Source organism: Enterococcus sp. AZ050, from assembly GCF_051715085.1.
In the GTDB taxonomy this organism is placed as follows: Bacteria; Bacillota; Bacilli; order Lactobacillales; family Enterococcaceae; genus Enterococcus; species Enterococcus faecalis.
On sequence record NZ_JBIOTC010000001.1, the window covers coordinates 284,488 to 296,579 of the forward strand.

Below are 12,092 nucleotides of genomic sequence, written 5' to 3' on the forward strand. Positions count from 1 at the left end.
ACTTTGATTATCAATTAAAGGAGGTACATGCTATGTTTGATTTACTTGCATTATTGACTGGAACATCAACTTATGGCAACGTTCCCCATGTTTAATTAGTCAATGCGTGTCAAGTATGGTCTTCCATACTTGGCATGTTTCCTTTAAAACTGACTCAATCATACTACAAACGGATAGACAAATACAACCGAAAATCATTGGTTTTTTATTAAGAAAAAGAACAGCAAGAAGTGATAACTACTTCTTGCTGTTCTTTTGTTAGTTAGGTGTATTTAGATTTAAAATGATTTGTTCCGGCGTAATTTCATTATGATCTGACATCATTGGCTCTACGCTTAAATAACTTGAAGTATTTGTAATGATAACCATGACAGTTGAGTCAAGCCCAGCTTCTTTAATGGCTTTTCGATCGAACGTTCCTAAAAGATCTCCTTTTTTAACACGGTGACCTTGGGTTACTTGTGTCTGAAAGACCTCCTGCCCCAATGTGACAGTATCAATTCCTATATGAATTAATACTTCAGCTCCTGCGTCCGTTTGGATACCATAAGCGTGCCCAGTTTCTGCAACCAAGTTTAATAAACCATCTGCAGGCGCGTAAACCTTGTTCGCTGTTGGCATGATTGCTAAACCTTTGCCCATCATCTCGCTTGAAAATACTGGGTCATTAACAGCAGTAAGATTCATGGCGTAACCAGTTACCGGAGAAAAAAGTTGTTCATCTAAGGTATTGTGTTGCATTTCAAAGACTTCGCGTTCTTCCTCTTCGATTACTTTATCTGAAATCAAAACTTCTTGCGGAATTGCAAATAAACTGGTTAATGCATAACATACACCGACAGATAAAAGTGCGACTAATAAATAGATCACTAATTGATGTGCACTATAGATATACATTAAGAAAGAAGGAATAACGGCTAATCCATAAGAATTTGATTGAATATGAAAAATAGCTAAGATTGCTCCGCCTAAACCTGATGTAAACAAGACACATAGCAGCGGTTTTAAGTTCCAACGAATAAGTAATCCAAATAACACAGGCTCACTAACTCCAAATAATTGAGACAACATAGAACCAATGGCTGTCGACTTCACTTTGTTATCTTGCGCTTTTTTCGCAAAGGCTAAACAACTGCCAACGTTAGCAAACCCATACATGGCACATATTGTAATCAATGCATTAAATCCTGTATTTGCTAATAATGATGTTTCTACCATAGTTAGTGTATGATGAATACCAATCAAAACCATTAAAGGATATGAGGCACCAATCACGAAACCACCTAGTCCTAAGGGCAACCCAATCAACCATTGGACAACATCTACCATGCCTAACTCAACGGTGTGCAAAATCGGGCCAATACCGAGAATCATGATTAAAAAAGTAATTAACATAGTCATAAAAGGTGTAAAAATTTGATCGAGAATATTCGGCATCTTTTTTCGGAAAAAAAGTTCAATCTTTGCGCCAATTATACCAGCAGCAATTGCACTTAAAACGGAACCTTGTGCACCGACAACTGGGATAAAACCAAAAGCCATAATAGCTTTCACGCCAGAATCTGGTGTTGCAACTGCATAAGCGTTTGGTAAAATGGGTGATACCATCATTAAACCAATAACAATCCCGATTACAGGCGTCGCATTAAATGCTTTAAAGGTAGACCAAACAATCAAAGCTGGCAAAAAGGCAAAGACGGTATCTGTAATGACAGAGACAATTTGTTGAAAGCTTTCAGGAATATTGGCTACACTTGCTCCGAATAATTGTAAAAAAGTATCGTTAAAAATAACACCTTTTAACCCTAGGAACAATCCTGTTGCTGCAATTACTGGAACAATTGGAATGAATATTTCACTTAAAATGCGCATTGTTTTGCGCATGCCCGTTTCATTATTTTTTAAAATTGCTGTTTGCTCTGCTTTTGACACAACATTGATTCCAAGTTTTTCTATTTCATCATACACTTTAGTCACAATACCAGTTCCTAAAATCACTTGGTATTGACCACCATTATAAAAAACACCCTTGACTAAATCGATTTTTTCTAGTTGTTTACCATCTACTTGTTCGTGGTCCTTCAAAATAAAACGTAACCGCGTTTGACAATGGGTGACCGATATAATGTTATCCATACCGATTAATTGAATAATGTCTTTGGCTGCCTGCTGATAATTTTCTGCCATGTTATACTCCTCCTAGCTACTCATTTATAGTAATCAATAGTCCTTGATAGCTTTTTAATAATGTTCCCTGCTGAACTAATTGCTCTCGTTCTTCAGACTGTGTATCAAAAATAACTGTGCCATTAACTAAATAATGAGGGATTGGAACCTCCTCACCAAAATTAAAAAAGGCGTAAATCGTTTTTTCATTTAATTTGCGTTTATAAGCAATAACATTATCTGGAAGATTTGATAGTCCCTCAAATGTTCCATAAAGTAAGATGTCTGTATAGGGACTCTTTTGACGAAATGCAATCATCCGCTTATAGAAATGAAAAATACTTTGACTATTTTTTATTTCTGCTTCGGCATTGATTTCTTTATAATTATCCACCATTCCTAACCAAGGTTTGACGCTTGAAAAACCGCCATACATAGAATCATTCCATGGAAAAGGCGTGCGGGCATTGTCTCGACTACGCAAATTGACAAGTGACAAGGCTTCTTTGGGCGTAAATCCTTCTTTTATTGCTCGATAGTATTGATCAATGCTAGAAATATCATCGAATTCATCAATCGAACCCCTTTCAAAATTGGTCATTCCTAATTCTTGTCCTTGGTAAATAAAAGGCGTGCCCCTTAAAAAGAAATACATGGCGCCGAATGTTTTAACCGCATTTGGCTGTTGAGCCTGTTCTTTTAAATATTTCGTTGTCGCTCGAGGTTGATCATGATTTTCAATAAAATTTGCACTCCAACCAGCCTCTTGCATGGCTTCTTGCTGTTTGAAAATTAATGTGCGTAAATCATTCCAAGACCAATCGATTCTATAAAACCATTCGCTTCCTGATTTCACATCCAAATCAGCCCATTTGAAGTCAAAAATCATGTCGAAATACCCTGTTTCTCCAATAAATTCTGATAAATTTGGATAATTGACGCCGGCCGCTTCGGCAACTGTGACAATATCAAAGCCAGCAAAAGCTTTTTCTTTTAATTCGTTCAGAAAGTCACTCATTCCTGGCATGTTTCTACTCGCTTTTGTTACTTTGGCTAATTGATCTGCCCCATCAGCAGGTAAGTTTGTCCAAGTCAAATCTTTCTTAATAAAATTAATCGCATCTACACGAAAACCAGCAATTCCTTTGTTTAACCAAAAACGGATCATTTGGTAGATTTCTTTGCGTAGTTCAGGATTTTCCCAATTTAAATCCGGCTGTTTTTTATGAAAGGCATGAAAGTAGTAGGCATCTTCCCCAGGTAATTTTTCCCAAACACTACCACCGAAGTTAGAACGCCAATTTGTAGGTGCTTCTCGTCCTTCTTTTATAATATAAAAGTCTCGAAAACGACTTTGAGGATTTTTTAAAACATCTTGAAACCAAGCATGTTCATCAGATGTATGGTTTACCACCAAATCTAAAATAACTTTTATGTTTCGTTTTTTTGCTTCTTCAATGAGTTCATCGAAGTCTGCCATTGTACCAAAATCGCTAGAAATACCATAATAGTCTGAAATATCATATCCATTGTCAGCCATTGGCGACGGGTACATTGGACTCAGCCAAATCAGCGTAATTCCTAAATTTTCTAAGTAATCCAGTTTTTGAATAATGCCTTGTAAATCACCAATTCCGTCATTATTACTATCCGAAAAGCTACGTGGATAAATTTGATAGGCCACTTCTTTTTGCCACCAATTTCTGTTCATTCTGGTTCTCCTCACTCTTAAACTAGTCCTGTTAATTTTTTCTGTAACCGTTTTTACATTTTGTATGATACTCGTTTTTGCGTAATATGTCAAACGTTTATCATAAATAAATGTAAATTATAATATTCTTTTGATTTAAATAGATTTATATATGTTATACGTTTGACTTTTTTCTAATTTGTTTATACTATTAGACTAACTACTATTTTCTAATAAAGGAGACATTACTTATGTCAAGCATCATGAACCAATGGACTGATGAATTACGTTATGCGCCTTATTCTTCTTGGACATCTGCTCACCTCGAAAATCTAACTTCTATTATCGCGCAATCTAGTTGGCGTTTTAAGTATCATATTCAACCACAGACAGGACTACTAAATGATCCCAACGGTTTTTCGTATTTCAATAACCAGTGGCATTTATTTTATCAAGCGTTTCCTTTTGGGAGTGTTCACGGACTAAAAAGTTGGGCCCACTTAACTTCCTCCGACTTAATTCACTGGGATTATGAAGGAATTGCCCTTTCTCCCGACTCTGAATATGATTCTCATGGCGTCTATTCAGGCTCAGCTTTACCAATAGATAACCAACTATGTTTATTTTATACAGGAAATGTTCGTGATCAAACTTGGCAACGATTTGCATATCAAAATATTGCATGGCTGAATTCTTTAGGTGCGATCACAAAGGAATCAACACCATTCATACCAATTGACCCCAATTATTCTTCCCATTTTCGTGATCCGATGGTATTTCCTTATCAAGAAGGACTTGTTTTATTAATTGGTGCTAGTGATTTAAATGGACAAGGAAAAATTGTGGTCTATTTTTCTAAAGATCGAAACGTACACAATTTTCATCAACTTGGCGAATTGACGTTCACCGACCAAGAATTAGGCTACATGGTTGAATGCCCCAATTTGGTATTTATTGATGGCCAGCCTGTCTTATTATTTTGCCCACAAGGTCTATCTCCATCTGTAAAAAGTTATCAGAATATCTATCCGAATATGTACACATTGGCTGAAACGTTTGATTTGGAGAATCTTTCTTTAGTTCAGGCTGGACCTTTTGAAAATTTAGATGAAGGGTTTGATGTCTACGCCACTCAAGCCTTTAATGCGCCAGATGGTCGTGCACTTGCGGTCAGTTGGATTGGGTTGCCAGAAATCACTTACCCAAGTGATGTGGAGTGTTGGGCAAATGGCTTAAGTCTGGTTAAAGAACTCACAATTCACAACGGGAAACTATTTCAATATCCAGTTTCTGAAACAGAAATGCTTCGTCAATCCGCCACTACTTTATCAAATGGCTGCCATTTTTTATCTACTGCTTCTTTTGAATTAGAAGTGGATATTCCCAAAAATGAGATTGCTTTTATTCGGCTTTTAGCGAACGAAACGGGTTCAAAAGGACTTTTAATTACAATTGATACGATTCATGGTAAAATAACCCTTGATCGAACATTTGCTGGCCAACCTTTTGCTGAAAAGTATGGCACAATTCGTGAAACTAAAATTAGGAAAAATAAGTCAGTTCAGTTAACTATTTTTGTTGATTGCTCTGTTGCAGAAATCTATGTAAATAAAGGTGAAAAAACGATGACTGGTCGCTTCTTTCCAGATAAAGCGCAACAGTATCTTCATCTATCCAAGACGGCAAAAGCTTGTTTTTATGAGCTGGAAAATACGAATAATTAGGAATGATGGTGAATTTTGATGGTGGTTAAATTAACGGATGTAGCAAAGCTTGCTGGGGTGAGCCCGACAACGGTAAGCCGCGTGATTAATAATTATGGTTATCTTAGTCAAAAAACAATTGATAAAGTTCATCAAGCGATGGAAGAATTAAATTATCAACCTAATGGATTAGCCAGAAGCCTCCAAGGAAAAAGTACGCAGCTGATTGGTTTAGTCTTCCCTTCTGTTAGTCATCCATTTTTTGGTGAATTAATTGAAACACTGGAAAGAAAGCTCTTTGTTCAAGGATATAAAGTGATTTTATGTGATAGTGAAAAAGATCCAGAAAAAGAGCGCGCCTATTTACGAATGCTCGCTGCAAATAAAGTGGACGGTGTAATCACTGGTAGCCATAACTTAGCTATTAACGAATATGAAAATGTTTCACTACCTATTGTTTCCTTTGACCGTTTCTTGGCACCTGGCATTCCAATTGTCTCTTCGCAAAACTTTCAAGGCGGCCAAAAAGCCACTGAAGCCTTATTTGCAAGTGGTGCACAAAAGATTGCAATTATTACTGGTGCTAATAACACAGGCGCACCTAGCGATTATCGATTGGCTGGTTATAAACAAACGATGGAAAAATATGGCGCAGAAAAAACGATTCTACAAATTGATAATGGAACCTCAACAACATTAAAAAATCTAGAAATCGAACGTTTGCTTCAAAATAAAACTGTAGACGGCATCTTTTGTACCGATGATTTGACAGCAATTACAGTTATGAATATTGCTCAAAAATTGAAGATAGCCATTCCTGAAGAATTAAAAGTAATTGGTTATGATGGGACAAAATTAATCAAAAGAATTGCCCCACAACTATCAACCATTGTGCAGCCAATCGACGAGATTTGTGACGTTATGATTGACTTACTGATTCTTAGAATGAAGGATCCTGATGTTGCGCTCGAGGAAAATTATCCTATTCCGATTCAGCTATCATTGTCTGAATCCTGTTAAAAAAGACACCTGAAAAGGTGTCTTTTTTTATTCTTAATTCCTCATTTGCCCATTTCCCTTAATTCCAAAGCACAGAGATTAAATAATACAACAACATGATCCCTACAAATACACCGAGCATTAGTAAAACATACCACCAATTTTTGGCGCTATAGGTTTCATTTTTATCTTTTTCGGTTCGTTTCCCGGCAGCCCATTTCCATAAATCGTAATTATTCATCTCTCTCACCACCTTTAATGGGTTTGTTAACTTAAGTCTAACACGGAATGAGAGAACTTGAAAACAAAAGGATCACCCACTTATGCAATGGATGATCCTTTTGGGGCACTATTCTTCTGGTAACCCATTATTTTTAATCACTGATTGGTACCAATAAAAACTATCTTTTTTAATACGTCGTAAATCTTTTAACTCATGGTCTTCACGATTAACGTAAATAAAACCGTAGCGTTTTTTGAATCCTTGATGGGAACTTAAAATATCCATGACCGACCAAGGGCAATAACCAAACAACTCAACACCGTCAGAAATAGCCGCATGACAAGCAGCAATATGATCATGCAAATACGCAATTCGATAATCATCATGAATTTTTCCGTCCTCTGTTAGGTGATCTGGTGTGCCTAAGCCGTTTTCTGTAATGATTAACGGTAAACGGTATTGACGATAATAATCATTTAAAACTAAACGTAGACCAGTTGGATCAATTTGGGCACCATACTTAGAGGTTTTTAAATGTTGATTTTTTTCGATTTTGAAATAACCGTATAGATCAAAATCAATGTCCTTTTCTTTCGTACCCAATGGGTGTTGCTCATCTGTCGGTAAATAGCTAGCAACTAACGTCCGATAATAATTAAGGGCGATAAAATCTGGTTTAGCGGCTTTCAGAATTGCTTGATCTTCTGGCTGTGTTTCGGGATAAATGCCGCATTTGGTTAAATACTCTTGATAGTAACCTGGGTATTCGCCAAAACAATACATTTCTAGAGCATAATTCGTTTTAAAGTTATCATTCATACGAGCCGCCCAAACATCTTCAGGCTTATTGGAACTAGGATAAGTCATCGTTGAGGAAACAGAGGGACCGACTTTTCCCCCAGCAACCAATTGGTGACAATCATTCGTCGCTAACGCATGGGCAACAAACATATGGTAATCCATTTGTGCACGAATTTTTTCAACATTTTCTGGTGCAACATCGTACATATTCATTCGTTCATCAACACGAATCATTAAGTTTTGTTCGTTCGTAACTTGCCAATTTTTGACTCGATCACCAAACGCTTGATAACAAACTTGCGCATAGCGTTGAAATGCGGAAACGCAGCGACGATCCGCCCAACCATTGTATTTTTCCACCAACGCAAAAGGTAAATCAAAATGATACAGTGTGACAAACGGCAAAATATCGTTTTCTAAAAGTGTATCAATGACGGTATTATAAAAATCGATGCCGGCTTGATTGATTTCGCCATCACCTGTTGGAATGATTCGTGCCCATGAAAGAGAAAAACGATAGGTTTTTAAGCCTAATTCTTTCATTAACGCAATGTCCTCTTTGAAATGATGGTAAAAATCGCTGGCGACTTTCGTATCTGCTTGTACAGCTGACTTTTTAAAAGAATTGTAATCAGCAACTGTTAGGCCTTTGCCGTCCTCATTCCAAGCTCCCTCAATTTGAAAAGCGGAGGAAGAAGCTCCCCATAAAAAATCGTTCTTAAATTGTTTAACCATTAGTTTTGCTCCTTTACTTGCATGAAAAATAAATTTGTTTGTGGTGTAATCTCTGTTTGTTTGGTTGTCTCAATTATAGCCATTTCCACAGTATTTGTTACGATGACTAAGACGGTTGGATCATAACCAGCAGCTTGGATAACTTGTTTATCAAAAGAGAGCAGTTTTTGTCCTAGTCTGACCCTTTCTCCTACTTTTACGAACGTTTCAAATCCCCGCCCTTTTAATTCGACTGTATTGATTCCAATGTGAAGGAGGATTTCAGCACCATTGTCTAACTTTAAGCCAATTGCATGATGAGTTGGATATAAAGCCGTCACTTGCCCATTTCCTGGTGAAACAATTTGTTCCTCTGTCGGATAAATAGCTAGCGTTTTTCCCATTTGTTGAGAAGCAAAGACTTCATCGTTGATTTGGTCTAAAGATACGAGTTGTCCTTGAACAGGTGCTTGAATCCGTTGCTTTTCTTTGACTGTCGTTGCCTCTGTCTTTATGCCGGGTTCTTGACGTGAATCGTCAAGCGGTAAATCATTAAAGCCTAGAAAAATCGTTAATAGAAATGCACCAAAAAAAGCAATGCCACAACCTAATAAATAACAAATAAAGGCTTTGGTTCCTGCTTCTGCATAAACTGGGATGGTCAAGAGTCCTTGGTTAGCGAAGGCTGTCCCATAGGAGCCGCCCCAGCCCATTAAGGCCCCACCTGCTGCTCCGCTAGCCACCGCATAAATCATCGGTTTTTTTTGCCGCAAGTTTGCACCATAAATGGCTGGTTCTGTGATACCAAATAATGCAGTCACAGTTGCAGAGGCAGCAACGGCTTTCAAGCCTTTATTTTTTGTGCGGACAAACACGCCAAATGCGGCGCCCGCTTGAGAAAAGTTCGCTGCACCAGCAAACGCTAGCAAATTTTGCCGCCCTGTTCGAGCGACATCATTAATCCCAATTGGTACAAGTCCGCGGTGAGCCCCAAAAATGACTAAGACACACCAAATTCCACCGATAAAACCGCCTAACAAGATGGGACTCAAATTCATTATATAATAATACAACCAATTTACGCCGTCACCTAAATAAATCCCTATCGGTCCAAATAATAATAAAGTGGCTGGAATCATTAAAAGTAATGATAGCGTAGGAACCATAATAATTTTTAGAACTTCTGGAATCACTTTTTCCAAAAAGCGTTGCACATAAGCTAACATAAAAATTGCAAGAATAATAGGAATTACCGTGGAAACATAATTGGCTTTGGTCACATGTAATCCAAACAAGGTAACCGCTGATTCTTCAGTCATTAATGAAACGATGGTCGGATAACATAAGGTGGCACCAATTACCATAGCGATATATTCGTTTGTTTTGAAAACCTTAGCAGCTGAATAACCTAAAATAACTGGCATAAAATAAAAAAGTGCATCGGAAGCGGCGCTTAAAATAATATACGTATTCAAAGGTTTTAAATCGACCTGGTAAAAATTGTTTGCGACCATCACAGCAATGGCTAGAATTCCTTTTAACATGCCTGAAGCGGCAATTGCTGGTACGACAGGTGTGAAAATCGCGGCAACAGTATTTAAAATTCGATTACCTAATGAATTTTTTTCTTTTGTGGATGTTTTGGTCGTAAGTTGCTGAGCCAACAAAGGTTCTAGAGCATTATAGACATGCGCGACTTTATTGCCTAAAACCACTTGATACTGCCCGCCACTTTCAACAACAGAAATGACACCTTCTGTTTGTAGTAAGGCTTCTTTGTTCACTTGTTTCGTGTCTCTCAATACGAAACGCAATCGTGTATAACAATGTGTGACATCCACGATATTGTCTTTGCCACCTACGTCTTTCAAAATTTCTTTTGCTATTGCTTGGTAGTCCATGGTGACCACTCCTTATCTATAAAATAACAGCTCAATAAAAAAGATCAAATCACACATGCACGTTTCAGCAAACACACTCAATATTTGCTCGTCGTGAATGTCCCTTTGATCTGATCTACGTAATAACTATGTTTCTCACGATAGAATAGCTGATTGAATTTATTTTTAATTTACCATTATTTAGAGGGATTATCAATGAATTAGGTAGACCAACTCAGTGTTTTGTTACTAAAATCAGCAGTGAAAATAGTAGTTTACTACATTCACTGCTGATTCATTTGATTACAAGACTGGGGACAACAAGCGTGAAAAGTTTTGCTTGAAGCGTAGCCAGTACCCTTGTTTTTTAATTATCTCGTCGGTTAGTAAGACACTTTTTTCTATATCTTCTTCAAAGACTTGCGCTAACATCCACGCAATGTCGGGATTGTAAATAAACGTACTTACCTCAAAATTCAATGAATAACTGCGAATATCTTGGTTTGTTGTCCCAACCATAGCTAATTCATCATCAATTACCATTGTTTTTGCATGAATAAACCCACTATCATAAATATAAATTTTAATGCCGCGTTTGTGTAAGTAATTCGCGTAATATTGTGTTGCGCGGTAAATAAAGGGATGGTCAGGCATACAAGGAATCATAATTCGCACGTCGACACCTGAACGAACCGCCACTAACAACGCATTAATCATACTATCGTCAGGGATTAAATACGGTGTTTGAATCCAGACACTCTTTTCTGCAGAAAAAATCATCCGAACAAACCCGCTTTTCAAAATTTCTTCTTCTGAATCAGGACCATCTGAAACAACTTGTAAGGACAAATGCTCCACTTCATGATCTTCTGGTAATTTAAAATATTTTTCATGATACGTCATACGTTCTTCAGGATATTTGACTGAAGCATTCCAATCCATGATAAATATCTCTTGCAATGAAAATACGGCCGTCCCGACCAAACGAATATGGGTATCTCGCCAGTAACCAAATTTTTCGGTGACATTCAAATATTGATCCCCAACATTGAACCCGCCGGTCCAGCCAATTTTCCCATCGATGACAACAATTTTCCGATGCAAGTGATAATTTAGACGTGTTTTACGGATCATATCGCGAGAAGTAATAAAGGGAGCTACTTTTCCTCCAGCGTCAACGTAACGAGCAAAAAACTTTTTATTTGCGCCGGGTGAACCCCAAGGATCGTAAATTAAGTAAACTTCCACGCCTTCATGCAACTTTTCGATTAATACATCTAAAAATTGATTGCCAATCGTGTCATTAAAAAACGCATAATATTCCACATGAACGGTTTCTTTCGCTGCACGAATATCTTCAAATAATGCTTGGAATTTTTCTTGGCCATCTGTGAATAATTGCAAACTATTTCTTTTGGCCAACGGTGATGCGTCCATATTCCGGAAATAACGATTTAAAACTTTCGCATCATAAAGTAAATCATAACGTTTATCGCGCCCTGCTTTTTTGTTATCGATGTCCACTTTTTCTTTAATTCGTTGAACCATTTGTTTTTCATCATCAGACAATTTAAAAACTTCTTGTCCATCGATACCTCGCCCACAGAATAAGTAAATAATAAATCCGATACCAGGCAAGAAAATCAACGTCATCATCCATGCTAAAACGCTGGAAATACTACGAGGTTTTCTAAAAACAGTAATTAAGGCAGCAATAACGTTAATTACTAATAAAAATAACAAAATCCAAACAAAAATTTTCATCGCTTACCTCCTTCTTACTTCATACTAAGATTATATCAAATAACAGTTAAATTAGGCGAATAATATGAGCGAGTATTCAAAAAAGAATTCATTTCTATAAGTGTTTCGCCTTTGATTCTCAGTTTTTCTGTACTATAATGAGGGCTAGATGT

8 protein-coding genes are annotated in these 12,092 nt (G+C 37.2%); 2 read left to right on the forward strand and 6 right to left on the reverse strand.

All coding sequences use genetic code 11. The features are described 5' to 3' along the window. Nucleotides 1–258: 258 nt before the first annotated feature. Nucleotides 259–2,187 (reverse strand): sucrose-specific PTS transporter subunit IIBC, encoded by a 1,929-nt coding sequence (locus IGJ04_RS01350; protein WP_438839818.1) that lies wholly within the window; start codon nt 2,185–2,187, stop codon nt 259–261. A 16-nt stretch (nt 2,188–2,203) separates the two neighbouring features. Continuing rightward, entirely contained in the window at nt 2,204–3,877 is a 1,674-nt protein-coding gene (locus IGJ04_RS01355) for an alpha-glucosidase (protein ID WP_438839819.1), read from the reverse strand. 242 nt (nt 3,878–4,119) lie between these two features. On the opposite strand from IGJ04_RS01355, the gene IGJ04_RS01360 reads away from it, so the two are divergent. Then, a complete protein-coding gene (locus IGJ04_RS01360; RefSeq protein WP_438840338.1) occupies nt 4,120–5,580 on the forward strand; it encodes a sucrose-6-phosphate hydrolase in 1,461 nt (486 codons plus the stop codon). Nucleotides 5,581–5,598: 18 nt separating this feature from the next. Further along, the gene (locus tag IGJ04_RS01365; protein WP_438839820.1) at nt 5,599–6,579 is read left to right on the forward strand and encodes a LacI family DNA-binding transcriptional regulator; all 981 of its coding nucleotides are present in this window, start codon (nt 5,599–5,601) and stop codon (nt 6,577–6,579) included. Between the two features lie 58 nt (nt 6,580–6,637). Here the strand turns inward: IGJ04_RS01365 and IGJ04_RS01370 are convergent, their stop codons facing one another. The 4 genes from IGJ04_RS01370 to cls form a co-directional block, all read right to left on the reverse strand. Continuing rightward, on the reverse strand, nt 6,638–6,799 hold the full coding sequence (locus tag IGJ04_RS01370) for a hypothetical protein (RefSeq protein ID WP_002361843.1): 162 nt from the start codon (nt 6,797–6,799) through the stop codon (nt 6,638–6,640). 108 nt (nt 6,800–6,907) lie between these two features. Then, the gene (locus IGJ04_RS01375) at nt 6,908–8,317 is read right to left on the reverse strand and encodes a glycoside hydrolase family 1 protein (protein ID WP_049095496.1); all 1,410 of its coding nucleotides are present in this window, start codon (nt 8,315–8,317) and stop codon (nt 6,908–6,910) included. After that, nucleotides 8,317–10,197, reverse strand: coding sequence for a beta-glucoside-specific PTS transporter subunit IIABC (locus IGJ04_RS01380; RefSeq protein ID WP_438839821.1), 1,881 nt, complete (start codon nt 10,195–10,197; stop codon nt 8,317–8,319). The genes IGJ04_RS01375 and IGJ04_RS01380 overlap by 1 nt, the downstream gene beginning before the upstream one ends. 282 nt (nt 10,198–10,479) lie before the next feature. Continuing rightward, on the reverse strand, nt 10,480–11,940 hold the full coding sequence (gene cls / locus IGJ04_RS01385; protein ID WP_002381891.1) for a cardiolipin synthase: 1,461 nt from the start codon (nt 11,938–11,940) through the stop codon (nt 10,480–10,482). Nucleotides 11,941–12,092 lie beyond the last annotated feature (152 nt).

Excerpts from the sequence above, each read along its gene's own strand:
- IGJ04_RS01350 (WP_438839818.1), bottom strand. The coding sequence starts at position 2,187 with ATGGCAGAAAATTATCAGCAGGCAGCCAAAGACATTATTCAATTAATC.
- IGJ04_RS01355 (WP_438839819.1), bottom strand. The coding sequence starts at position 3,877 with ATGAACAGAAATTGGTGGCAAAAAGAAGTGGCCTATCAAATTTATCCA.
- IGJ04_RS01360 (WP_438840338.1), top strand. The coding sequence starts at position 4,120 with ATGAACCAATGGACTGATGAATTACGTTATGCGCCTTATTCTTCTTGG.
- IGJ04_RS01365 (WP_438839820.1), top strand. The coding sequence starts at position 5,599 with ATGGTGGTTAAATTAACGGATGTAGCAAAGCTTGCTGGGGTGAGCCCG.
- IGJ04_RS01370 (WP_002361843.1), bottom strand. The coding sequence starts at position 6,799 with ATGAATAATTACGATTTATGGAAATGGGCTGCCGGGAAACGAACCGAA.
- IGJ04_RS01375 (WP_049095496.1), bottom strand. The coding sequence starts at position 8,317 with ATGGTTAAACAATTTAAGAACGATTTTTTATGGGGAGCTTCTTCCTCC.
- IGJ04_RS01380 (WP_438839821.1), bottom strand. The coding sequence starts at position 10,197 with ATGGACTACCAAGCAATAGCAAAAGAAATTTTGAAAGACGTAGGTGGC.
- cls (WP_002381891.1), bottom strand. The coding sequence starts at position 11,940 with ATGAAAATTTTTGTTTGGATTTTGTTATTTTTATTAGTAATTAACGTT.